General features: G+C 46.5%; 21 protein-coding genes. 14 read left to right on the top strand and 7 right to left on the bottom strand.

Translation table 11 applies throughout. The annotated features are described in order from the left end of the window. Positions 1-6 precede the first annotated feature (6 nt). On the top strand, positions 7-504 hold the full coding sequence (locus tag AC6H3C_RS02475; RefSeq protein ID WP_497519020.1) for a pyridoxamine 5'-phosphate oxidase family protein: 498 nt from the start codon (positions 7-9) through the stop codon (positions 502-504). A 210-nt stretch (positions 505-714) separates the two neighbouring features. After that, complete coding sequence (locus tag AC6H3C_RS02470; protein WP_497519018.1) at positions 715-1437, top strand: hypothetical protein; 723 nt, start codon at positions 715-717, stop codon at positions 1435-1437. A 99-nt stretch (positions 1438-1536) separates the two neighbouring features. On the opposite strand, the gene gltX is transcribed toward AC6H3C_RS02470, so the two are convergent. Then, positions 1537-3060 (bottom strand): glutamate--tRNA ligase, encoded by a 1524-nt coding sequence (gene gltX, locus AC6H3C_RS02465; RefSeq protein ID WP_497519016.1) that lies wholly within the window; start codon positions 3058-3060, stop codon positions 1537-1539. A 194-nt stretch (positions 3061-3254) separates the two neighbouring features. On the opposite strand from gltX, the gene AC6H3C_RS02460 reads away from it, so the two are divergent. Genes AC6H3C_RS02460 through AC6H3C_RS02450 form a run of 3 tightly spaced genes read left to right on the top strand, consistent with a single transcriptional unit; the run spans position 3255 to position 8515 of the window. Beyond that, positions 3255-5408, top strand: a complete 2154-nt coding sequence (locus tag AC6H3C_RS02460; protein WP_497519014.1) for a S46 family peptidase — start codon at positions 3255-3257, stop codon at positions 5406-5408. Positions 5409-5421: 13 nt separating this feature from the next. Next, positions 5422-6699, top strand: coding sequence for a glycosyltransferase (locus AC6H3C_RS02455; RefSeq protein ID WP_497519013.1), 1278 nt, complete (start codon positions 5422-5424; stop codon positions 6697-6699). Between the two features lie 10 nt (positions 6700-6709). Beyond that, a complete protein-coding gene (locus AC6H3C_RS02450; RefSeq protein WP_497519012.1) occupies positions 6710-8515 on the top strand; it encodes a CDP-glycerol glycerophosphotransferase family protein in 1806 nt (601 codons plus the stop codon). Here AC6H3C_RS02450 and AC6H3C_RS02445 read toward each other — a convergent pair. Genes AC6H3C_RS02445 through AC6H3C_RS02430 form a run of 4 tightly spaced genes read right to left on the bottom strand, consistent with a single transcriptional unit; the run spans position 8499 to position 12286 of the window. After that, on the bottom strand, positions 8499-9014 hold the full coding sequence (locus AC6H3C_RS02445) for a 3-deoxy-D-glycero-D-galacto-nonulopyranosonate 9-phosphatase (protein WP_497519010.1): 516 nt from the start codon (positions 9012-9014) through the stop codon (positions 8499-8501). The two genes, AC6H3C_RS02450 and AC6H3C_RS02445, sit on opposite strands and share 17 nt — an antisense overlap. Next, a complete protein-coding gene (locus AC6H3C_RS02440) occupies positions 9011-10054 on the bottom strand; it encodes an N-acetylneuraminate synthase family protein (protein ID WP_497519008.1) in 1044 nt (347 codons plus the stop codon). The genes AC6H3C_RS02445 and AC6H3C_RS02440 overlap by 4 nt, the downstream gene beginning before the upstream one ends. Continuing rightward, entirely contained in the window at positions 10051-10806 is a 756-nt protein-coding gene (locus tag AC6H3C_RS02435) for a cytidylyltransferase domain-containing protein (protein WP_497519007.1), read from the bottom strand. Before AC6H3C_RS02435 ends, AC6H3C_RS02440 begins: the two co-directional genes overlap by 4 nt. Next, entirely contained in the window at positions 10799-12286 is a 1488-nt protein-coding gene (locus AC6H3C_RS02430; RefSeq protein WP_497519006.1) for a lipopolysaccharide biosynthesis protein, read from the bottom strand. The genes AC6H3C_RS02435 and AC6H3C_RS02430 overlap by 8 nt, the downstream gene beginning before the upstream one ends. Before the next feature lie 73 nt (positions 12287-12359). Between AC6H3C_RS02430 and AC6H3C_RS02425 the strand changes: the two genes are divergently transcribed. The 6 genes from AC6H3C_RS02425 (at position 12360) to queA (ending at position 18778) form a co-directional block, all read left to right on the top strand. Continuing rightward, on the top strand, positions 12360-14873 hold the full coding sequence (locus tag AC6H3C_RS02425; protein ID WP_497519005.1) for a YfhO family protein: 2514 nt from the start codon (positions 12360-12362) through the stop codon (positions 14871-14873). Beyond that, positions 14839-15720, top strand: coding sequence for a cell division protein FtsX (locus AC6H3C_RS02420; protein ID WP_497519003.1), 882 nt, complete (start codon positions 14839-14841; stop codon positions 15718-15720). Before AC6H3C_RS02425 ends, AC6H3C_RS02420 begins: the two co-directional genes overlap by 35 nt. Positions 15721-15819: 99 nt before the next feature. Next, entirely contained in the window at positions 15820-16074 is a 255-nt protein-coding gene (locus AC6H3C_RS02415) for a DUF3098 domain-containing protein (protein ID WP_497519001.1), read from the top strand. Between the two features lie 3 nt (positions 16075-16077). Further along, positions 16078-16863, top strand: a complete 786-nt coding sequence (locus tag AC6H3C_RS02410; RefSeq protein ID WP_497519000.1) for an undecaprenyl-diphosphate phosphatase — start codon at positions 16078-16080, stop codon at positions 16861-16863. Positions 16864-16915: 52 nt separating this feature from the next. Then, positions 16916-17629, top strand: a complete 714-nt coding sequence (gene truB, locus AC6H3C_RS02405; protein WP_497518999.1) for a tRNA pseudouridine(55) synthase TruB — start codon at positions 16916-16918, stop codon at positions 17627-17629. Between the two features lie 99 nt (positions 17630-17728). After that, on the top strand, positions 17729-18778 hold the full coding sequence (gene queA / locus AC6H3C_RS02400; protein WP_497518998.1) for a tRNA preQ1(34) S-adenosylmethionine ribosyltransferase-isomerase QueA: 1050 nt from the start codon (positions 17729-17731) through the stop codon (positions 18776-18778). Between the two features lie 46 nt (positions 18779-18824). Here queA and AC6H3C_RS02395 read toward each other — a convergent pair whose 3' ends face one another. Both AC6H3C_RS02395 and AC6H3C_RS02390 read right to left on the bottom strand, forming a co-directional pair. Next, positions 18825-19307, bottom strand: coding sequence for a hypothetical protein (locus tag AC6H3C_RS02395; RefSeq protein WP_497518997.1), 483 nt, complete (start codon positions 19305-19307; stop codon positions 18825-18827). A gap of 27 nt (positions 19308-19334) precedes the next feature. Further along, entirely contained in the window at positions 19335-20354 is a 1020-nt protein-coding gene (locus tag AC6H3C_RS02390; protein ID WP_497518996.1) for a DUF6340 family protein, read from the bottom strand. A 177-nt stretch (positions 20355-20531) separates the two neighbouring features. Between AC6H3C_RS02390 and rfbB the strand changes: the two genes are divergently transcribed. The 3 genes from rfbB (at position 20532) to AC6H3C_RS02375 (ending at position 23469) form a co-directional block, all read left to right on the top strand. Then, positions 20532-21584: a dTDP-glucose 4,6-dehydratase gene (rfbB, locus tag AC6H3C_RS02385; protein WP_497518995.1), complete on the top strand. Its 1053-nt coding sequence runs from the start codon at positions 20532-20534 to the stop codon at positions 21582-21584. Positions 21585-21742: 158 nt separating this feature from the next. Further along, positions 21743-22339 (top strand): RNA polymerase sigma-70 factor, encoded by a 597-nt coding sequence (locus AC6H3C_RS02380; protein ID WP_497518994.1) that lies wholly within the window; start codon positions 21743-21745, stop codon positions 22337-22339. A 44-nt stretch (positions 22340-22383) separates the two neighbouring features. Next, complete coding sequence (locus tag AC6H3C_RS02375) at positions 22384-23469, top strand: FecR family protein (protein ID WP_497518993.1); 1086 nt, start codon at positions 22384-22386, stop codon at positions 23467-23469. The last annotated feature ends 4 nt before the right edge of the window (positions 23470-23473 follow it).

Genomic DNA, 23473 nt, shown 5'->3' with positions numbered 1-23473 from the left:
ACAACAATGATTTACTCAAACTCAACCGTCAGGCGGCAAGACCGGCTACTGGATGAACAATCAGCTTACCAACTCCTGATGAAAGGCGAATACGGGATTCTGTCGATGCACAGTGAAAACGGGGGATTGTATGCCATCCCGATCAATTATGCCTGGGACGGGAGGGAATCAATTTATTTTCATTGTGCCCCCGAAGGCCGAAAGCTTCGCTGCCTGGATACCTGCAATACGGTTTCATTTTGTATCGTAGGCAAAACAAATGTCATTTCCGAAAAATTTACCACCGAATATGAAAGCCTTGTTTTAGATGGAAAAGCATACCGGAACCTGCCCGACGACGAACGCATGAAAGCGCTGGAACTCATCCTCGATAAATACTCACCCAATGACAAAACTACCGGTATGAAGTATGCCGAAAAATCATTCCGCCGGACGGAAATCATCAGGCTCGATATCAGCCAGTGGTCGGGTAAGTGTAAAAACATGAAACAGATTCCAAAATAAAGCTGCACTAATTGGCAGAATCACATGCTATGTCCTGATATTTTACCTGTTATCAACAAATTAGAATTTTTATTTAAAAAGAACGCAACCATTCTTTCCATCGTCCCATCTTATACAGCATAAAAAAGAACCGTCCTTGAGGGGCGGCCCTTTAAAATTATAACCGGATAAACCGGTTTACCAGTTGTTAACAAATCAAATGTATTAAAAATGGAAAGATTTAGAAAATTGTTTGCAGGTATTATTTGCCTCTCAATCGGTGTTTTTACACTTGTATCATGCGAAGATGATGACCCCGTTCCTCTTCAGGCCATCGTAGATGTAATGATTCAGGACATCAAAACGGAAGAAGGAGTAAAATACAGTGTAGTGATTTATGCAACTGCCAATTATGAGCTGAAAACAGCTAAAGTGACAGCTCCCGGAACCGGTGGCGAAATATACAATTTAACGGCCTCGGCTGATAAACGTTTCTTTACATTTACGCCTGATGAAGAAGATTACACAGACGAATTACCGGTAAAAGGGGATTACACCTTTGAACTGACTTCGCTCAGCGACGAAAAAATAACCGGAAAAGATGTACTGGGCGACGAAGACCTGGATCCGATCGTCATCAAAACGGCAACCATGAACTCCCAGAAACTAAAAACAACCTGGGATAAGGTTGACGACGCCGGTGCCTACATGGTCAGGCTCTATACCGCCAATAAATCAGAAATTTTATACTCGAGCAATCTCTTGGCACCCAACCAGATTGAATATGAGTTTGGCGCTGCCTCATCCGGTTGGGCAAGCGGAAAATCGCCCGTTGTCAATACCAACTACCTGGTAGAACTGAGGGGAGTACGATTCGAAACAGGGGTGACTACCGACAAAGCAAACAATGTTCAGTTTCTGACGATCGACTCTAAAACAATTAAATGGGAATAGTCATCAGAAAACAGGTTAAATACCTCAAACCCGGTCGGACTGACCGGGTTTTTCTATGTTTAATTTTAAAGGTAATCCCTGATCTCGAAAGACCGTTTTTCAACCAATCTGCCGGATGGCTTTTTCGATGCGGCCGATCGTTTCGTCTTTGCCGATCAATTCGCAAATATCAAATAAGTCGACACCCTGACTGCTGCCTACAAGGGTCAGACGAACCGGCGCCATCACCGCCCCAAATCCCCAGCCTTTCTCATTCATAAAAGCAGAAAAGGTCTCCTTGATCTCAGCCGCGGTCCAGCTTTCAATCGTTTTGAAGAGCCCGGCAATGGCGCTTAGCTTATCAGGAGTATCCTCCTTCCATGTTTTACTCACGGTTTTTTCATCGTAAGCTTGCGGGGCTTCAAAAAAGTAGCTCCCCTGCTGCCACAAATCGTCCACGAACTCGCAGCGTTCTTTGATCAGCCCGATCATGCGGAGCAATTTTTCGTCGTCAACCTGAATATTTTTAGCTGCCAACATGGGTTTAAACTGCTCGGCCAACGCTGTTTCGGTTTTTTGCAGCAGGTAATTCCGGTTAAACCACCTTGCCTTTTCGGGATCGAAACGGGCGCCCGATTTCACCACGCGCTCGAGACTGAAATTTTCAATCAGCTCATCCATCCTGAAAATCTCCTGTTCGGTTCCGGCATTCCAACCCAACAAGGCCAACAGGTTGATAAAAGCTTCCGGGAAATAGCCGTCTTCGCGATATCCGCGGAAAACTTCACCCGATTTTGGATCGGTCCACAACAGCGGGAAAACCGGGAACCCCATTTTATCGCCATCGCGTTTGCTGAGTTTTCCCTTTCCGGTTGGTTTCAGGATCAGCGGTAAGTGGGCAAACTGAGGCCGGTTTCCGGACCAGCCCAGTGCTTCGTATAATAAAATGTGCAAAGGCATAGACGGGAGCCATTCTTCGCCCCGGATCACATGGGTAATTTTCATCAGATGATCGTCAACCACGTTGGCCAGGTGGTAGGTGGGCATGCCGTCGGCTTTAAACAGCACTTTGTCGTCTAACTGGCTGGTGTTGAACTTCACCTCGCCGCGAATCAGGTCTTTTTCAATCACCTCTTTATTCTCGGGCATTTTGAAACGAATAACCCAGGGCTCTCCTTCCCTGATTTTTTGCCGGCATATTTCGTCCGGCAGGGTCAGTGAGTTTTTCAGTTTTCCGCGGGTATGCACGTCATACGAAAAGACCGTTTTGCCGGCTTCGGCTTCAGCCCGCAAGGTATCCAGCTCTTCAGGGGTATCAAAAGCGTAGTAAGCATTTCCGCTTGCCAGCAGCTGATCGGCATATTGCCGGTATATAGCTTTACGCTCGCTTTGCCGGTACGGGCCCAGTTCACCTCCGAAACCCACGCCCTCGTCGGGCACCAGGCCACACCACTTCAGCGATTCGATGATGTATTCTTCGGCTCCGGGCACAAAACGGGTTTGGTCGGTATCTTCGATCCGTAACAAAAAGTCGCCACCCGACTTCTTTGCGAACAAATAATTAAATAAAGCGGTACGCACACCGCCCATATGCAGTGGTCCGGTCGGACTTGGGGCAAAACGAACTCTTACTTTCTGTTCCATTTTATCGTCTTCAAATTTGCCTGCAAAGATATGGATTTATCGCCTAAAGCTGTAATGCGCGAAAATAAACGATACGTATAAGGCGGAATGAAAGTATACCGCATTTTTTAAATCAGCATTGCTATATGACAGATATCTATATCTTTGCAGTTTCAAAAAGCGAATCAATTTATTAATGACTGAATAGAGAAAGAATGAAGAAGATTTTTCTGGTAGTTTTAACCTTTTCCCTATTTTTGAACGGATCGGTTAAAGCAGATGAGGGTATGTGGCTACCATCACTGATTCACAAATTAAATATCAGTGAGATGCAACAAATGGGGTGTGAATTGAGTGCCGAAGAGATTTACAGCGTCAACAATTCGAGCCTGAAAGATGCCGTTGTAGCGCTTGACCGGGGTTCGTGCACCGGCGAGCTGGTATCGGCTCAGGGTCTTTTATTAACAAATCATCACTGTGGTTACGGCGAAATCCAAGCCCACAGTTCTGTTGAACACGACTATCTTCGGGATGGCTTTTGGGCAAAAAGTTATGACGAAGAGTTGCCTAATCCGGGGAAAACCGTTTCCTTTTTAGTTCGGATGGAAGATGTTACCTCCCGCGTGCTCGACAGCCTGGAAGAAGGGATCAGCGATGAAAAACGTCAGGTGGAAATTCACAAGACATCGTTCGAAATCCAAAAAGAGGCCACCGAAGGAACCCATTACGATGCCAAGGTCCAATCGCTGTTTAATGGGAATCAATATTTCCTGTTCGTTTACGAAACCTTCCGCGATGTGCGCCTGGTTGGAGTTCCTCCGGCATCAATCGGCAAGTTCGGAGGCGATACCGACAACTGGATGTGGCCCCGCCACACCGGCGACTTCACCTTGTTCCGCGTTTACTGCGGACCCGACGGAAAGCCGGCTGATTACTCGGAAGAAAATGTTCCTTTCCAGCCCCGGCACCACCTGCCTGTTTCGCTGAAAGGTTATGAAGAAGGTGATTTTGCGATGGTTATGGGTTTTCCGGGAAGCACCAACCGTTACCGGTCGTCTTTTGGCATTGATTACACCATGACGGTAACCAACCCGGTGCGCGTAGATGTTCGTAAAGCCAAGCTGGACATCCTGAAAAATTACATGAGTTCCAGCCAAAAAGCAAACATTCAGTATGCTTCGAAGTATGCCCGCAGTTCGAACTATTACAAATACAGCATCGGTCAGAACAAAGGGTTGGCTGCTCTGTCGGTCATTGAAGGCAAAAAAGCCATTGAAGATGAATTTACCCGGTGGGTGAACGCCGATGAAAAACGAGTGGCCATTTACGGCGAAGCGCTCAGCCTGATTGAAAACTCGTACAAAGACCTGGACGACGAAATTGCGTACGAATATATGGCAGAAGCCATGTTACGCGGGCCCGAAATCTTTTATTTCAGCTACGGGGCCAAAGGCTTGTACGAAGCACTGAAAAAAGGCGACAACCAGGAGCGTATTGACCTGAATGTGCTCCGGATAGGCCTCGACCTGCATGATTATTTTAAAGACTACAATGCCGAAACCGACCAGCAGGTGGTGGCTGCCTTGTTGAAAATTTATGAGAAAAATGTCGCCTCCATTTATCATCCCGGATTCTTTAAAGAAATCAAATCGAAATACAAAGGAGACATTGATGCCTACGTAGCCAAAATGTACGAGAAAACCATCTTTGCCAACCAGTCGAAAATGGAAGCCTTTCTGAAAAAACCCGATCTGAAAACCCTGGAAAAAGATCCGGCTTTCCAAACGGCAATCAGTATTTTTGATATGATGTCGGTCATTGGTCAGGCCACCAACAAAACGATGGACGACCTGAATAAAGGGCAGCAGTTGTTTATTGCCGGGCTGATGGAAATGAACCCGGACCGTCATTTTTACCCGGATGCCAACTCAACCATGCGTTTGACTTACGGAACCGTGGGAGGTTACGTCCCGCGCGATGGCGTCGAATATGACTACTATACCACGCTGAAAGGATATATCGAAAAAGAAATTCCCGGAGACGACGAGTTTGATGTGCCTGCCCGCCTGAAAGAACTTTATTATGCAGGCGACTTTGGCGATTACGCCGATAACGACGGCTCGCTGCGTACCTGTTTTATTACCAACAACGACATTACCGGCGGTAACTCCGGAAGCCCGGTGATCAACGGGAAAGGCGAACTGATTGGTGTTGCCTTCGACGGAAACTGGGAAGCCATGAGCGGCGACCTGGCCTTCGAACCGGAACTGCAAAAATGTATTAATGTCGACATCCGCTTTGTATTGTGGACCATTGATAAATTTGCCGGCGCCAAACATTTAATTGACGAAATGACGATTGTGAAGTAACCATCGCAAACCGGTGAAGAACGTATTAATTATAAGCTATTACTGGCCACCCTCGGGTGGAGGAGGAGTACAACGGTGGTTGAAATTTTCGAAGTACCTTCCTGAATTTGGATGGAAACCCTATGTTGCCGTCCCCGAAAACCCGGAGTACCCGGTTAGCGACGATACGCTCTCCCGTGAAATTCACCCGGATATCGTGGAAATAAAAATCCCCATTTGGGAGCCCTATCATCTGTTCAAATTATTTACCGGGAAAAAAAAGGACGAGAAAGTCAACTCCGGTTTTCTGAAGGATCCGGGGAAACGAAAGCTGAGGGAGAAAATCAGCCTGTGGCTCCGCGGAAACCTGCTCATCCCCGATCCACGGGTCTTTTGGGTCGGGCCGGCCTACCGACGGCTGAAAAAAGAAATCCCGTCCATAAAGCCCGACTGGATTATCACTACCGGTCCGCCGCACAGTGTTCATTTAATCGGTTTAAAATTACACCGGCAGTTCGGCATAAAATGGATGGCCGATTTCCGGGATCCCTGGAGCACAATTGATTACCTCGACTGGTTTAAACCAACGCGTCTGGCCCGAAACCTGCAAGGCCGGCTCGAGCGTAACGTGCTGAAAACAGCGGATATAACCATTGCTGTCAGCAAAAACTGGGCGGCCGAACTCAAAAAACTGGGCGCAAAAAATGTGGCAGTCATCACCAATGGTTTTGACGAAACCGACTTTAAAGAAACCTCGGCGCCCACACAGGATAAATTCATCCTGACACACACCGGGCTGATTTCATCTTTCAGGAACCCCTCTCCGCTTTGGACCGTTTTGGACCGGCTGTGTAAAACGAACCCCGGTTTTGCATCGAAATTCGAACTTCGCCTGATCGGTCAGGTCGGCCAGGAAGTTATGGATGAAATCAATCAAAAAACGGAATTAAAGAAACATACCCGCTTTAAAGGTTACCTCTCCCATCAGGAGGTTTTACAGGAATATGCCGAATCGTCGGCGCTGCTGTTGCTGCTGAACCAATCCGGCAACGGAGCAGGGCATATTCCCGGGAAGTTTTTTGAATACCTGGCTTCACAGAAACCGATTCTGGCCATTGGTGACACGGAAGGCGATGTTGCCGGTATTTTGAAAGAAACCGGAAACGGTAAAATAGTTGACCCGCATCATGTTCCCGATGCAGGCGCTTACATTCTTTCGCTTTACAACAACGAAATCACGCTCAGACCCGGTAGTCCGGAAACCTACTCACGAAAATCATTAACCGGCGTTTTAGCCAAAATTTTGAACTAAATCATCGCTTATGGACAAACGCCTGCTGATAAGTCGTGCCCTTTCCTCCGCCGAACTGACAGAAGTCAGCCGGATGAAGCAAAATGGCGGAACGGTCTATGTAACCCATGCCGCTTATTTCGAAGGAGGGACTCCGGTTAAGGAGCTAAGCCCGGAAGAAAAGAAAACGATCAACTATCAAATTCTGGAAGATATCTTGTCTTTTGGCGATTCACCGGCAGACAAGCAGAATCTGATTCATCTTTTAACATTCGGATCCTCCAATATCTGGCCATATCATAAATTCAGAATCTATTTTTCAGTCCTAAACCTGGTTTACGAGATCAGCCGCCTGCAACCCCTGCTGAACGACGGGAACAACATCATCTGGTATAGCGACAGTTCGCTAAAATCCCTGGAATCGATATTTCCCCGGGTTGATTTTCGTTACCGCAAAACAAAAAAAGACAGGTTGAACATCCCGGTTTTACTCAGTTTCGCCGTTGTTGTCCTTTACCGGTCGTTTATCCGGCTCATTTCCCGAAAAAAGATCACAGCCGAGTACCTGATCTATTTTGCCGAAAAACAGTCAACGGTCCTCGATCTGAAAGATTTAAGCCCTAAAAGGGGTCACCATATTCTGGAATACTTAATTACAGCAACCGGTTCAGAATTCGGACTATTGACAGAGGTAATCACCCCAAAGCTGCGCGGCCATTCGGATTACAGCTTTAGCACGAATCTTTTAAAGCGGCGATGGTCGGGGAGGAAGAAGATTTTTGCAGATCCGATCCTAATATCGGCATTGGCAAATAAATCCGTCAGGCGCCAAGTGGCTGCCGTTGAAAGCGACTTGCGGAAAGCCTATGACATTCTTTCTTCGTCGCAAACGAAACTTTCCCTGAAAATTGCCGCTGCCGTTTTAACCTCACTGCATCCGTCAACACGCTTTTATCTTTTCAGGTACTTTGCAGCCAGGCGGTTTTTTCAAAAAACACCGGTGAAAGCCATCATCGCTTCCGACGAAAACAGCCCCTTGCCACGTTCCATTCTCGACGCGGCCAAAAGCTGCGGGATAAAAACGGTTGGCATCCAACACGGAACCATCCACGACCTGCATCCGGCATACCGGTACACACCCTACGACCGCGATCACAACATAATGCCCGACCTGACGCTGGTCTGGGGTGCATCGTGGAAACAATTTCTAATTGAAAAGGGTAATTATCCTTCCGGGGCTGTGGCGGTTACCGGTCAACTCCGCACCGATATCATTCCCCGGTTAATTCAGCGTCATCATGAATCTGTCCGTTCTTCAAAAAAGGTCATTTTTGCTTCTCAGCCTCAACGCGACCCGAACCTGCGATACCAGGCTGCTTTCGATGTATTTTCGGCTGTTGCCGGTCAAAAAAACCTTCGCCTGGTTTTACGCCTGCATCCGCGCGAATTTGCAGACGTTGATTACTATTCGCAGATCGCCGCCGAGGCCGGATGCACAAACTACGACATCGACATCAGCTCGGATTTGTATGCGCTGATTGCCTCTTGTGATCTTTTAATCACCTGCTTTTCAACCGTTGGCGCCGAAACCATTTATTTTAACAAACCCCTGATTGTTCTGGACCATCTCCGTCAGGACATCCTGGGCTATGTGAAGGCAGGAGTTGCATTTCATGCAACAAACCGCCAGGAACTGGAACAAACGATCGCGGCAGTACTTTCGGGGGAGAAAACAGTTGATCAGGACAAATACAATGCTTTTATTAGCGATTATGCTTTCCGGATCGACGGGAAAGCAGCCACCCGGGTAATTGATGCAATCACTTCGCTGAAGTAGCTGCCAGGTATTTTTCAATGGCCGTTTCCAGCAAATTTTCCTCGGCTAGAAGGCGCTCCACAAACTCACGGAAAGCTCCTTCGCCGCCTTTTGCTGTCAACCGTTGCCGGGCATAGCGGTCCATGTATTTCGGGGCATCGGCCGGTACAGCGCTGTAACCAACCGCTTCCAGCACCAAGGCATCGTTCAGGTCGTCGCCGATAAAGGCAATTTCGTCGAGTGTCAGGCCAAGTTCCAGGGCAAGTTGCCGGATCACCTCCAGCTTATTTTTTACGCCCATTCGCAGGTATGAAATTTTGAGCTTTTCGGCACGCCGCCGCACAATCTGCGTATCCTCCCCGGTGACGATGCCCGCAGGTATGCCGAGCAAACGAAGAAAAAGAACTCCGGCGCTGTCGGATGTATTAAATTTTTTCCACTCATTCCCGGTTTGGTCGTAGTACATGCCCCCATCTGTCCAAACCCCGTCGATATCTGTAAGTACCAATTTTATCTTCATGGCCGGATCATTGTCGGATAAATAATTTCATTCTGAGGAATATCTACGGTGGCCGTTTTCCCGACAACCTGGTGTACTTCAGCCCATTTATACCCATCGCCGGGACTGAGCAGGTGAAGATCTTTTTCACGAATCAGCTCCCCTTTTCTGATGAAGCGGGCCGAAGCAACCGACCTTTCGAGTTTGACCCGGCTTTCCGTAACCACATCGCTAACCGAAAGCCCGTAAGTTCCCATCGCCATCTCAACATTCCGGATATCGCGCACCATACGCCAGATCCCTTCCGGTTCGAGCGAACCGCGATGATCGGTCCCTTTCATATTCCGGTCGAGGGTAATGTGTTTCTCTATAATTTCGGCGCCCAAAGCAACGGCTGCCGCCGGAACCATAATTCCAATGGAATGGTCGGAATAACCAATCGTGTATGCAGGATAGTGATCTTTCAAAAACCGGATACTTCCCAGGTTAATATTTCTGTATTCCGACGGATATTGCGACAAACAATGTAAAATGCTGATGTCGGAGTGGTATGGTGTGATAACATCGATGGCCTCGTCAAGCTCTTTTTTCCCGGCCATGCCTGTTGACAGGATGATCGGGATTTTCGTTTCGGCCATCGCCTGCAAAAGCGGCAGGTTTGTCAAATCGCGGGAAGCAACTTTCAGTTTGTCGGGCATGAAATAGCGCATCAAACTCAGGCACCCTTTGGCGCAAAGCGTTTCAACCACCTCCAGCCCTTTTGATTTGGCATAACGGTACACCTCAAAATGCTCTTCTTCTGATAATTCGAGGGCCTGGCGGTGCTCGCCGTAGGTTTTCCCAAATGAATTCGGATTGTCATACGGCCTCATCATGGCCGACGCCGACAGTTCTTCATTCAGGTCGCGTTTGGTCATTTTAATGGCATCCATCGGCGCCAGCGACTCGCCAAATAAATAGTCGATAACCGGTTTGGTCACCTCGTCGATTAACTTTTTGGCAATCTCCACATCGCCGTTATGGTTCTGACCGATTTCACCAATAATATAGGTTGGCTTCATTTGCTGTTCTTTTCAATTTCAAGGTTCATTTGTTGCAGGATTTTCGGACGGGCATCCAAATAACCAACAATTTCAGGAATCCCAAAAGTACCTTTTTGCCCGCTTAATTCGGCATAGATTTTTTGCTGAAGAACAAAATCTTCCGGCGTATCCAGGGTCATGCGAATATCGCTTCGGTGAAAAATCAGTTCGGGCGCCGGCAAAAACCGGACATCAAAGAGCCCGGGGTGGCCGTATATGTAGTTGGTTACGTGTTCAATATACAATTTATCACTCGTTAGTGAGGCTACTTTCCGAAGCGTATCCAGCCGGGTCATTTCAGCAAAAAAACCGAAGTGTGTTTTTATTGACGGACGTTCTCCGCTGAAGCGGAAGCTTAGGTAATCGGACGGATGTTTCAGAAAAGCAGCAATCAGTTGATTGACTGCTCCGGCATCCAAAAAAGGATTATCGGCACAAACCCGCACCAAACGGGAGTATCCGAATTTTTCAGCCGCCCGGATAAACCGGTCCAGAACATTTTCTTCCGATCCCCTGAAAATCCCGATTGGGAAAGCCGATACTCTTTCGGCCAGCGGATCATCAGCCGGCGAATCGGTTGTCGCAAGTACGACGGGCAGGGAGCAGTTTTTCAGCAAACGTTCGATCAGAATTTCGATAATACTTTTTCCTTCGAAAAATGGCAAAATAACCTTTTCGGGCATCCGGGTCGAGCCGGTTCTTGCCTGGATGATAATGGCTGTTTTATCCATTGGTTCCTTTTTTAACCCGGGTCAGAATTGATTTAATCATATTGCTGACATCTTCCGAAACCGGGACTACCAGCAAAAACAGGCCTGTTGCCACCGATACCAGGGCGCCGCGCAGCAAAATATCCCAGATAAAATACTGTCGCGGGATCAGTTCGAGCAAAAAATACAAGCCGGTAAAGAAAGCCGTAACAAGCAGGTACCTGTAATTAAAGGGCTGCATCCGGTACTTCAGGTATAAAAAATAAAAACGCATCAGGTTATTCAGCAACAGGGCGATGGCGATGGCTACCGCCGCGCCGGTAATGCCCCAAAGCGGAATGAATATGTAGAGTAACGCCACAACCAAAACAACCAGGATGCTGATAAAATGCAACGCTACCCGGTAGTGTTTCGAATAGCCGATAACGTGCCCGTTGGCCCCGGTCATCATATCAATCAGATAGCCCAGGCCAACAAAAAAGATCACCCACCGGGATTGAACGTATTCGTCACCGAGAATAGTGAGGATGTTATCGATATTGGTCCAGATACCCAAAAACAGGAAACTGCCGATTAAAAACTGCGTGATACAACTTTTATAATAGATGGATTTCACCTGGTCAACATCATCCCTGGCCCAGGCATCGGCAATCAGCGTGCCCGAGATTTTAAGCAGGGGGCGCGACGGAATGACCACCAGGGTGCCAAAATAAAAGGCGATTGTATAAACTCCGGTGTTCCCCAGGTCGAGCATCTCATTGATCATGATTTTGTCGATCTTGAAAACAACCATCGAGCCTAATCCTCCCAATACCGAATAAAGCGCCACGTCGATCAGTTCTTTCCGGAATGCTTTGCTGATAAATTTCAATTCGGGGCGAAAGTGCAGCTCGCCGCGGTAATACAGGAAAAGCAGGATGAAAATACCTTTCAGGCACACCACCAGCGCGTACGAAATAATCAGCTGGTTCAGGTCGATTAGCCGGAAAATGAAGAACAGGGTAATGAAAAAAATCAGCACACGCTGAAAAAACTCCTGCAAAAATGTTCCGGTCACCGCGTCGTACAAGACTTTATTATAGGTATCGAAGAGCGTAAAGATCATCGTGAAAAAGGTTAGCGGGACCAGCAAATACAGGTAGTCTGCAAAAAGTCTCGAGTCGTTGAGGTTCGTTTCGATCAAAACCGGCGAAAACAGGACATAGGCTATCATAAACAAGGAAAAACCGATGGACATGAAGATGACGGTGATAAACAGAAACCCGTGATGCCCGCTTTCCCTGTCCCTGAAGTGCGGGAAAAGCCGCGCGGTAACTCCCTGCACGCCAAGCAAAGCAAACTGGCCAAACAAGGTTGAATACGCCACCAGCAAACTAAAAAGCCCAATCGTATCAGTTGTCAGGTAATTGGGAAATAAGTAGGAGGTGGTGACAAATCCGATAATCGTCCCGAAATACGACCAGAAACTCCCCCGTATGGTTTGTTTGATGATAATGCCCATTTATGCAGGATTCCGTAATTATTTATTTATTTTTGTTTCAATCATGAAATGACGACATAACCCTTAAATAATTATGGCAAAGATAAAAGGCAATCGCAATATATTTGTTGTTATCGGAATTATTCTCTTCTTTTTGCTTGTTTCCATCGTTTATTTTTCCCCCGTTCTTGAAGGTAAAAAACTCAGTACCGGCGATCATACCAACCTGTTGGGGATGTCAAAAGAAATTAATGATTACCGGGATGCTACCGGCGAAGAGGCCCTTTGGACCAACAGCATGTTTGGCGGGATGCCCGCTTACCTGATTTATGTAAAATATAAAGGGGAACTATTGGCCAACATTCCGGCGTTCATTCAAAAAATACTGCCCCGCCCGATCAACCTGATTTTTCTGGGCTTCATCTGTTTTTTTATTCTCTGCCGGATTTGGGGAATGCCTCCCTTGCTCAGCATGGCCGGTTCGCTGATGTACGGACTATCGACTTTTTATTTTGTACTGATTGGCGCCGGACACTTCACCAAAGTCCATACGTTGATGTACACCTCCATTGTGGTTGCAGGCATCATCTTCGCCTATCAGAAGAAACCGGTTGCCGGAAGCCTGATTGCTGCCGTCGGTCTTTCGTGGATGATCCGGGGCAACCACCCGCAAATGACCTATTATGCGGGAATCATGGTAGCCATCATCGGACTCGTTTACCTGGTTTATGCCATCCGCGAAAAAACCATCCTCCCCTTTTTGAAAACCTCCTCGTTGCTGCTGCTTGCCTTGATATTAGCCGTGGGTTCAAACTTTGGCCGGCTGTATACGACCTATGAATACGGCCAGTTTTCAACCCGCGGAGAATCGGAACTCGCCAAAGAAGATGGCGAAAAAACCTCCGGTTTGGATAAAAGTTACATCCTCGACTACAGTTATGACCTGGGAGAAGCCATGACCGCTTTTATTCCCCGCTTTAAAGGCGGCGGGATGGGCGAACCGCTTGGCGAAAACTCGGAAGTTTACCGCTTTCTCGAAAAAAACCAGGGAAAGGCCGCCGCACGGCAATTTAGCCAGTCATTGCCCATGTACTGGGGAAGCCAGCCTATTTCGAGCGCACCGTTCTATTACGGAGCAGTTTTGTGCTTTCTGTTTGTATTTGGCCTGTTCGTTTTAAAAGGAAAGGACAAGTGGTGGATTGCAGCTGTTGTGGTCATTTCGTTCCTGTTATCGCTGGGAAAAAATTTCTCCTTCCTCAGCCACCTGATGATCGATTATTTTCCGGGCTACAACAAGTTTCGCGACGTGAAAAATATTATTGTCATCCAGCAATTCGCCATGGCCCTGATGGGGGTGCTGGCTGTACGCGAACTTTACCTGAATACTTCGGATAAAAATACCCTGCTGAAAGATTTAAAATACGCCTGGTTTATTACCGGCGGACTGGCCCTGATCTTTGTTCTGCTTCCCGGCCTGGCCGGCGATTTCAGGGGCCCGTCGGATTTAAGGCTGGCACAGTCGGGCTGGCCCGAGCAACTGCTGGAAGCCCTGCGTAACGACCGGCGCATGATTCTTCGCACAGATGCTTTTAAGGCCCTGGTATTCGTTAGTTTAGCTGCCGGTGTTATCTGGTTGTTCGTCAAACAAAAGATGAAAGCTTCCTATGCCCTGGCCTTGTGGGTTCTGTTGATTTTTGCCGACCTGTGGCCGGTGAATAAAAGATACCTGAACGACAGTAATTTCGAATCGAAAAACAAGGTCGATCAACCCTTTACCGCATCAAAAGCCGATCAGGAGATTTTGAAAGACACCGACCCGGATTACCGTGTGCTGAACCTGACTGTCAGTATTTTTCAGGATGCGTCAACCTCGTACTTTCACAAATCGCTGGGTGGTTATCACGGAGCCAAGATGGAACGTTACCAGGAGCTGTTTGATGCCCGGCTGTTCCCGGAGATGCGGGACTTAATCGGCGGTTTCCGCCAACCCAACTCCATGGATTCGGTGATGCAATCGCTTTCGGTAATCAATATGCTGAACACAAAGTACATCATTTACGATCCCAACAGCGCGCCGCTTCAGAACCGTTATGCCCTTGGCCATGCCTGGTTTGCCGACGAGTTGAAGATCGTGGAAAATGCCAACGAGGAACTGGCTGCTCTTTCGGATTTGAACTCCTCAAAAGAAGCCGTGATTGATCAGCGTTTCAGCGACCTGTTAAAAGACATCGGATACGGACATGCCGGCGAAGCATCCATCCGCTTGCTTGAATACCGCCCCAATTACCTGAAGTACAGCGCCCGCGTCGGAAACGGAACATCGCTGGCTGTTTTTTCGGAAATATACTATCCAAAAGGTTGGAAAGCCTACATCGACGGTAACAAAACAGAATATTTGCGCGCCAACTATGTTCTCCGGGCCTTGCCGGTACCCGCCGGCGAACACGAAATTGAATTTAAGTTTGAACCGGCATCCTATTTTATTGGGAATAAGGTTTCGCTGGCCAGCTCTCTGATTTTGATTTTGGCCATGCTGATGATTGGTTTTATTGAATTTAAAAAAGCCGCAGGGAATGATGAAGAAAAAGAAACGGCCGGCCAGGCTTAAACGAAAACTGCTACGCTCCTATTTTACCTCCACCATCAGCATCACCCTGGTGCTGTTTATGGTTGGTTTACTTTCGTTGCTGATGCTGAATGCCGAACGCCTGTCGGATTACGTCCGCGAACATATCGGTTTTACCTTGGTACTGCACGAGAATGTGAGAGAAGTCGAAGTTCTTCAGTTGCAGAAAACGCTGAGCGCCACCGGCTATGTAAAATCGACCCAATATGTTGGCAAGGAAGAAGCGGCCTCAAAGCTAGCCGAAGAGCTGGGAGAAGATTTTGTTGGTTTCCTGGGATTTAACCCCTTGTTTTCGTCAGTCGACGTGAAGTTGTATGCCGACTACATGCAAACCGACAGTTTGGTCTGGCTGGAGAATACCTTCATGGAATACCCGCAAATTAAAGAAGTTTATTACCAACGCGACCTGGTAGAAGTGATCAATGAAAATGTGCAGCGGCTGAGTTTGCTCCTGGCTGTCTTCTCGCTGTTATTGTTACTTATTTTCACCACCCTGGTGAACAATACGATCCGAATCACCATTTATTCGCAGCGGTTTATCATCAACACCATGAAACTCGTTGGCGCAACACGTTCGTTTATCCGTCGTCCGTTTATCCTGAAAAACGTCTTTTACGGAATACTGGGGGCCATGCTGGCAAACCTAAGCATTTTATGGCTGGTGATTACCTACCGGCAGGATTTTGAAGGGATGATCGACTTACAGCAAATGGAAACCCTCGGCCTGGTCTTTTTAATCGTGCTGGCTTTCGGAATATTGATTTCCTGGATCTCTACTCATTTTTCAGTAAATAAATACCTGCGCTTAACGTACAACGAATTATTCTAAGCGGAATGCTTATTTCAGATATTTTAACAGGAAATAATCGGAATCATTCTCTATTTCTTAAATAGATTTTATAATTTTACAGCAACAAAGGTACTGGTTATGTCAAAAAAGCTTCAACATATAGATAATCCGCAATTTGCACTGGGAAAAGAAAATTATCGCCTCCTGGTCATTGGATTTGTCATTATCGTGATTGGTTTTATTCTGATGGTTGGTGGCAGAAGCGAAGATCCTGCCGTTTTTAATCCCGAAATTTTCAGTTTCAGACGAATAACCCTGGCCCCCCTGGTGGTGCTTTTCGGGTTTTTATTCGAGATTTATGCCATTATGAAAAAACCCAAATCAGAAGAATAATTCATGAGTGTATTTCAGGCCCTTTTATTAGGGATCATACAAGGGTTGACCGAATTTCTGCCGGTCAGCTCCAGCGGACATTTGGAAATCGGACATGCCTTGCTCGGGATCGAGGGACACGGGCACCTGTTGTTTGCAACGGTTGTACACGGGGCTACCGTGCTCAGCACCCTGGTTGTTTTTCGAAAAGATCTGGTATCGCTGTTCAGCGGATTATTTCGTTTCAAATGGAATGAGGAAACCCGCTACGTCACTTATTTGCTGGCCTCTGCTCTTCCCATCCTGATTCTTGGAATTCTTTTCAGGGAAAATATAGAGAACCTGTTTACCGGTAATTTGTTTTTTGTTGGCATCATGCTGTTCATTACCGCAACACTGCTTGCCTTTACCCAATTTATAAAACCCAAAGAACAGAAGATCAAGCTCCCCGATGCATTCATCATCGGCATTGCCCAGGCTTTGGCCGTTATGCCGGGCATTTCACGAAGCGGTTCGACCATTGCCACCGGCTTGTTACTCGGAAAAAAGAAAGACGAAGTGGCCCGCTTTTCATTTTTAATGGTCTTACTGCCCATTATCGGGGTCAACCTGGTAGATCTCTTTAGCGGTAAGATTGCCGGCGACGATTCTTCGATTGGCATTCCTGTGCTGGTGGCCGGTTTTATTGCTGCTTTTGTGTCGGGACTGTTAGCCTGTAGCTGGATGATCCGGATCGTCAAAAAAGGAAAGCTAATTTATTTTTCGGTTTATTGCCTGATTATCGGCTTAATTGCTATTTTTGCAGCCTGAAAAATCCGGGCAGCGGCAGGTTGCCAATCAGATAATATTAAAGCATTTACGAATGGGGATAAAACCCGGGAACTACGACTTTCAGCAGGGAGAGATCTTACTTTTCGATAAGGAATTGGAATGGACTTCGTTTGACCTGGTACAAAAAGTCCGTAATAAATTATGCAGGGCGCTGGGCGTTAAGAAGCTCAAAGTAGGCCATGCCGGCACCTTGGATCCCAAAGCAAGCGGACTGATGATTCTTTGTACCGGGAAGGCAACCAAACAAATTGAAAGCCTGCAGGCCGAAGTTAAAGAATACATGGCCACACTAAAGCTGGGGGCCACCACCCCTTCGTTCGACCTGGAAACGGAAGAAGATGCCCAATTTCAAACGGAGCAGATCACCCGCGAACTCTTTATGAACACCTTACAGAAATTTACCGGTGAACAGTTGCAGGTTCCTCCCCTGTTTAGCGCCGTTAAAGTGGAAGGTAAACGGGCATATACCCACGCCCGTAAAGGGCAGGAAGTGAAACTGAATGCCAAATTAATTGAGATCCGGGAGATTGAATTGCTGGAATTTTCAAACCAACAGGCCATTATCCGTGTTGTTTGCAGTAAAGGCACTTACATCCGTGCATTGGCCCGCGATATTGGAAACGAATTAAACAGCGGAGCCTATTTGATTGGATTAAGACGCACCAAAATAGGAAGGTTTAACGTAGAAGAAGCCATGAGCATCAATTATTTTTTAGAAAATTTGCAACTTTTTGTAACCAACTAGGAATTGCCCCGTAAAAGGTCACTTAGCCCAAAGCTCCGTCTATATTACGTTCAATGGCTTTAGTTATGTCAATTATATAAAAATAGATATCAATTACCTATGAAGTTATCAAAGTTTAGGTATAAACTACCGGAAGAGTTGATTGCCCTGCATCCATCAGGAAACCGTGACGAATCGCGCTTAATGGTACTGAACCGCCAGACACGGGAAATCGAGCACAAATTATTCAAGGATATCACAGACTACTTTGAAGACAAGGATGTGATGGTATTCAACGATACCAAAGTTTTTCCGGCCCGCCTATATGGAAACAAAGAGAAAACGGGGGCCGAAATTGAAGTATTCCTGCTCCGCGAACTGAACCGCGAACAACGTTTATGGGATGTATTGGTCGATCCGGCACGGAAGATCAGGATTGGAAATAAATTATATTTTGGAGAAGACGATCTGCTGGTCGCTGAAGTCATTGACAACACCACATCACGCGGTCGCACCTTGCGCTTCTTGTTTGACGGCCCTTACGATGAATTTAAAAATACCCTGTACAGTTTGGGCGAGACCCCGCTTCCTAAATTCATTCAACGCCCGGTTCAACCCGAAGACAAAGACCGTTACCAGACCATTTTTGCCAGGCACGAAGGCGCTGTTGCCGCCCCCACCGCCGGTTTGCATTTCAGCCGCGAGTTGATGAAACGCCTCGAAATACTTGGCGTTAATTTCAGCTATGTGACCTTGCATGTTGGCCTTGGAAACTTCCGCAGCGTTGATGTGGAGGACCTGACCAAGCACAAAATGGATTCGGAACAAATCTGGATTACCGACGAGGCCTGCGATATTGTCAACAACGCCAAAATACTTAAAAAGAATGTATGCGCCGTGGGAACAACGGTGATGCGCACCCTGGAAAGCTCGGTATCGACCCAGGGGCATTTGAAACCATACGAGGGATGGACCAACAAGTTTATCTTTCCTCCTTACGAATTCAGCGTTGCCAACCGCATGATTACTAACTTTCACCTGCCTCTGTCAACCTTGTTGATGATGGTTTCTGCGTTTGGCGGTTACGACTTCGTGATGGACGCTTATAAGAAAGCCATCAAAGAGGGTTATCGTTTCGGTACTTATGGCGATGCCATGCTTATCCTCTAAAACATAAAATCCGGTGAGACGCTGCGGTAAAATCAGTCACAGGGTCTCACCGGGATAAATTGATCAGCTCTTCGATTTCGCTGATGTGTAATTTGAAATGCCTCAAGTAATCGAGAATCATTGTTTTTAGCGACACGCGCTCATTTAAAGCGGTGATCCACTCCTGATCCAGTTTTTCCGGATTCACCTGTTCAATGACGTGAACCAGGTGGATGTTTGCATATTTCCACAACTGAACCAGCTGGTTCCAGTTCTCGCCCTGGTAATTTTGAATCGCAATCCACCGGTCGTTGTTCCCCAAATTGGCATAATCGGGAAAGATCAGCGGGCTTGGTTGATATTGCAAATGAATCACCCGGTGGGTATTGTTCGAAGCCGAATCAACCAGGTGACCAACAATTTGTTTGATGGTCCTGTTCTGGCGGTTGCGCCTGTTACTGATGACATCGTCAGAAAGTGCAGTTAGTTTTGGTTCCCACCCGGCAACCAAACATAAAAGCTCCAGGTTATTCGCGTTGATTTCATTCATATTCCACCGATTTTAAATTGGCGACGGTTAATCGCCGTATTCGATGTGCCTTCTGTTCATTAATATTTTCGCGTATTCGCGCCCAAGCTTATCATTATACTCTTCGTACGAGCGTTTTACCCATTGCAAAGCTAAATCCGTATTTCCCAACACCTCGTGAGAGACGGCGATATTCAGGCAGGCTCTTCCTGCAGTTTCCCGGTCGGAATATCCGGCCAATTCAGTCCAGGCATCAATGGCTTGCTGCCAGTTTGCCATTTCGGTTCGCCTGAATGCAGCCTCAAAAGCTTGTTTGCCCGATCCTTTCCCTTTTTTATACATATCGCGTTTAACGGTATAGTATCCGGGCAAAAAACGCTGAATGTATTCTTCGCCTGCCTGGTATGCCGTGCGGGGCAGCGCATCGGGCGGAAGCAGCATGTAATTGCTGCCTGTCCCGTTGAAAGTCAGAAAACTTTTACTCTGGTATTGATCGATAATGCTCTGCGTAGCCGGATCGTACAGCCGCCAGAAAGCCGTTACGTTCATGCGGATTTGGTTCGGCGGCGCAATTCCCGGCTTTCCGCCCTGAAGAACCGTGTTGATATTGCGGGTGAGGGTTGATACCAGCAAGTCCGAGTTCGAATCAAATGTTTCAAGAACCAGCAAGGCATCGGCCTGCGTTGAATGGCAGATGGTTTTGACTAACTGCCAGTCGAGCAAATCGGGTGTTTTGTTTGTGCCCGTTCCATACAAGTTTAATTGTTGGGGAATGACCAGCTTGATACCCCGATACCCGTTCATGCGGCCAAGCACCCCGTTCAAACATTCATCCGAGGCCAGGCGGTCGGAGCCGGCAACTTCGCCGGTGAAAACCGACTCAATCACTTTCCCCTGCTTATCTTCCTCTTTGACAAGCGAACGGTTGACCAGAGCAAGGGTATTTACCTGATCGGGCAAATAAGCTTCGGGGGCTAAGGGGTAATTCAGGTTTACATAGCCGTATTTACTGCATCCTGAGCCGATCAGAATGATGAGAACCAGGCAAACCAAACGATTTTTAACCATATCCAGTAAGTTTAGATGAGTGAGCTTTCAGTAACGATTCAATTCATTTTTCAAATTTATCAATATTTATGAATTTGAATGATAAAATTACAGCAGCGAATAAGATCAACATTTTTCATTCTTCTTTTTCATTAATCGTGATGAAAGCCCTATTTTTGATCGCTTAAAACATAATCAATGAAAACAATCCTCATTACCGGTGGCGCCGGGTTTATCGGATCGCATGTGGTCCGGCTGTTTGTCAACAAATATCCTGAATATCACCTTGTCAATCTCGATAAGCTTACCTATGCCGGCAACCTGGCTAACCTGAAAGACCTGGAGAACAAGCCTAACTACGAGTTTGTGAAAGCCGATATCGTTGACGCAGAAGCGATGTTAAACCTGTTCAGGGAACGGCAGTTCGACGGGGTGATCCATCTGGCAGCCGAGTCGCACGTCGACCGGTCGATTTCGAACCCGACCGAATTTGTTTTTACCAATGTGATTGGAACGGTCAACTTGTTGAATGCCGCGCGGACAATCTGGAAAGATCAACATCAAGGAAAACTTTTTTACCATATTTCAACCGATGAGGTGTACGGTTCGCTGGGCAAAGAAGGTTTGTTTACCGAAGACACGAAGTACGATCCGCATAGTCCGTATTCGGCTTCGAAAGCCAGTTCCGATCATTTTGTGCGGGCTTATTTCGACACCTTTGGCTTGCCAACACTGGTATCGAATTGCTCGAATAATTACGGATCGTTCCAGTTTCCCGAAAAACTGATCCCGCTGTTCATCAACAATATCTGCCACAACAAGCCGCTGCCGGTGTACGGGAAAGGCGAAAACATCCGCGACTGGCTGTGGGTGGAAGACCATGCCCGGGCCATCGATGTGATTTTTCACCAGGGGAAAGCAGGCGAAACCTATAACATTGGCGGCCACAACGAGTGGACCAACATCGACCTGATCCGGCTGATGTGCCGCATCATGGATCGTAAGCTGGGCCGCGAAACCGGCGCTTCGGAAAAGCTGATCACCTACGTGAAAGACCGAGCCGGACACGATCTTCGCTACGCGATTGACTCTACCAAGTTGCAACGCGAACTGGGCTGGACGCCCAGCCTGCAATTTGAAGAAGGCCTGGAAAAAACCATCGACTGGTACCTCGAAAACGAAGCCTGGCTGCAACAAGTAACCAGCGGCGACTACCAAAAGTATTACGAAGAACAATACCGGAAGCGGTAAGTCACTCTTTTATTACCAGTTAGCCGGATTTCAACCGGTGACTTTTTGTTTTTTGGCTTAATAAATCTTTCAATTAATTAAAAACCTGATATATTTAACCATTTTTATGATTCAAACGAATTATCTTAAGGCGCCTAAATCAACAAAACGATTCAAGTATGCCCAAACTGGATCATGTACTTTTTACGCAGGTTAAAAATCATAGCGATCAAAAATCCTTTGAATATATTTATCACGCCTATTATTCAGCACTTTGTTCTTATGCCTACGGAATTGTAAAAAATCAGGAAGACGCCAGAGACATTGTGAATGATTGTTTTTTGGAATGCTGGAATAAACGTGGTGATATTGAAATTAGATCTTCGTTGAAATCTTATCTCTATATTTCAGTCAGAAATATTGCCATCAATTTTTTAAGCAGGAATAAATTGAAGCAGAAATACCTGTCCGGTCAATCCTATCCTTTCTATTTACAGGAAGAAGTTTCGGCACAAATTGAAAAACTCCAGCAAATTGAAGCGTTGGAAGAGAAATTAAAAAACGTAATGGAATCTTTACCCCGGCAATGCCGGTACATTTTTTACCTGAACCGGTACGAACAAATGAGCTACAAGGAGATCGCCAAAAAGATGAACCTCTCGGCGGGAACTGTAAAGACCCAGATTGCGCGTGCACTAAAAAGAATTCGTGCTGACTTTGAAGACATTAAGGCTATTGATCAAATTTTGTTCCTGATTCTTGTACGCCATTTTTAAGTTTTATTGTCTTACAGGTATAAACGGAAATAACCTGTTGTTGAATGACAATAAATGCTGACATCGACTTGCTGATTATCGATTATGTGCATGGAGACCTACCAAAAGATCAGGAAGATGAATTAAAATCCTGGGTGGAATCCTCGGCAGAAAATGAAGCGTATTTTGCAAAAACCATCGCACTTCTTGAACTATCCGGTTCTCTGATTCACCATAAGAAATTCAACACGGAGAAAGACTGGAACAAGCTGATGCGAAAAATTGATCCACGCAGGAGAATAAGGCTTCTTTTACACAAATCCGCGAGAATTGCCGCCCTGTTTATTTTTGCTTTTCTGCTGGGATACCTGACTGTTCAACTTAAGTCAAAAGAAAAACAAAACTTAACTGCAGGTTATATTGTCACTGAAGTGCCCTACGGCAATAAATCGGTGGTAACTCTCCCCGATGGTTCGCGGGTTTGGATCAATGCAGGCAGTAAAATCCGGTACCCGATCGACTTTAATGAAAAAACACGCATGGTCGCACTCGAAGGCGAAGCATTTTTCGATGTGGTAACCGATGAAAAAAAACCTTTCTATGTCGAAGCTTTCGGGCTGAAAGTAAAAGCTACAGGCACCCAATTTAATGTACGTGCATATAAAGACGAGGAATTCATCGAAACAACTTTGATCGAGGGCATTATATCAGTTAATCATGCCGAAAAGACCCATAAAAAAGACCTTGTTCTGCAACCCAATCAAAAGCTGACGGTTTATAAAGATCCGATAAAACCGGACAAACACGAAGAAAAATCACGGGAACCTGCTTTTTCGTCAATGCCTCTGAAAATTAAAAGTGTGGAACTGAGTTCCGATATAAAAACGGATATCTACACCTCCTGGAAAGATAAAGAATGGATCATTTACAAGGAAAAATTCTCCGTACTGGCGAAAAAACTGGAACGACGTTACGATGTCAGGATTCACATCGACGACCTGGCGCTCTATGACTTTGCTTACAGCGGTACTTTAAAAGATGAAAATCTGAAAGAAGTGTTTGAGGTCTTGAGCTTTACCTCACCCATTGAATATAAACTTGATAATAAAAATGTGTACGTATGGTATAATCATCATTTTCACGAAAAATAACCGG

This window comes from Gaoshiqia sp. US2, from assembly GCF_059705485.1.
This window is presented reverse-complemented; position numbering and strand designations above follow the sequence as displayed.

What these genes read in the sequence shown, in the direction of transcription:
- AC6H3C_RS02410 (WP_497519000.1), top strand. Translation starts at nt 16,078, where the DNA reads ATGAGTGTATTTCAGGCCCTTTTATTAGGGATCATACAAGGGTTGACC.
- AC6H3C_RS02415 (WP_497519001.1), top strand. Translation starts at nt 15,820, where the DNA reads ATGTCAAAAAAGCTTCAACATATAGATAATCCGCAATTTGCACTGGGA.
- gltX (WP_497519016.1), bottom strand. Translation starts at nt 3,060, where the DNA reads ATGGAACAGAAAGTAAGAGTTCGTTTTGCCCCAAGTCCGACCGGACCA.
- AC6H3C_RS02470 (WP_497519018.1), top strand. Translation starts at nt 715, where the DNA reads ATGGAAAGATTTAGAAAATTGTTTGCAGGTATTATTTGCCTCTCAATC.
- AC6H3C_RS02375 (WP_497518993.1), top strand. Translation starts at nt 22,384, where the DNA reads ATGACAATAAATGCTGACATCGACTTGCTGATTATCGATTATGTGCAT.
- AC6H3C_RS02395 (WP_497518997.1), bottom strand. Translation starts at nt 19,307, where the DNA reads ATGAATGAAATCAACGCGAATAACCTGGAGCTTTTATGTTTGGTTGCC.
- AC6H3C_RS02390 (WP_497518996.1), bottom strand. Translation starts at nt 20,354, where the DNA reads ATGGTTAAAAATCGTTTGGTTTGCCTGGTTCTCATCATTCTGATCGGC.
- AC6H3C_RS02445 (WP_497519010.1), bottom strand. Translation starts at nt 9,014, where the DNA reads ATGAAGATAAAATTGGTACTTACAGATATCGACGGGGTTTGGACAGAT.
- AC6H3C_RS02440 (WP_497519008.1), bottom strand. Translation starts at nt 10,054, where the DNA reads ATGAAGCCAACCTATATTATTGGTGAAATCGGTCAGAACCATAACGGC.
- AC6H3C_RS02475 (WP_497519020.1), top strand. Translation starts at nt 7, where the DNA reads ATGATTTACTCAAACTCAACCGTCAGGCGGCAAGACCGGCTACTGGAT.
- AC6H3C_RS02425 (WP_497519005.1), top strand. Translation starts at nt 12,360, where the DNA reads ATGGCAAAGATAAAAGGCAATCGCAATATATTTGTTGTTATCGGAATT.
- AC6H3C_RS02460 (WP_497519014.1), top strand. Translation starts at nt 3,255, where the DNA reads ATGAAGAAGATTTTTCTGGTAGTTTTAACCTTTTCCCTATTTTTGAAC.
- AC6H3C_RS02430 (WP_497519006.1), bottom strand. Translation starts at nt 12,286, where the DNA reads ATGGGCATTATCATCAAACAAACCATACGGGGGAGTTTCTGGTCGTAT.
- truB (WP_497518999.1), top strand. Translation starts at nt 16,916, where the DNA reads ATGGGGATAAAACCCGGGAACTACGACTTTCAGCAGGGAGAGATCTTA.
- AC6H3C_RS02450 (WP_497519012.1), top strand. Translation starts at nt 6,710, where the DNA reads ATGGACAAACGCCTGCTGATAAGTCGTGCCCTTTCCTCCGCCGAACTG.
- AC6H3C_RS02380 (WP_497518994.1), top strand. Translation starts at nt 21,743, where the DNA reads ATGCCCAAACTGGATCATGTACTTTTTACGCAGGTTAAAAATCATAGC.
- AC6H3C_RS02435 (WP_497519007.1), bottom strand. Translation starts at nt 10,806, where the DNA reads ATGGATAAAACAGCCATTATCATCCAGGCAAGAACCGGCTCGACCCGG.
- queA (WP_497518998.1), top strand. Translation starts at nt 17,729, where the DNA reads ATGAAGTTATCAAAGTTTAGGTATAAACTACCGGAAGAGTTGATTGCC.
- AC6H3C_RS02420 (WP_497519003.1), top strand. Translation starts at nt 14,839, where the DNA reads ATGATGAAGAAAAAGAAACGGCCGGCCAGGCTTAAACGAAAACTGCTA.
- rfbB (WP_497518995.1), top strand. Translation starts at nt 20,532, where the DNA reads ATGAAAACAATCCTCATTACCGGTGGCGCCGGGTTTATCGGATCGCAT.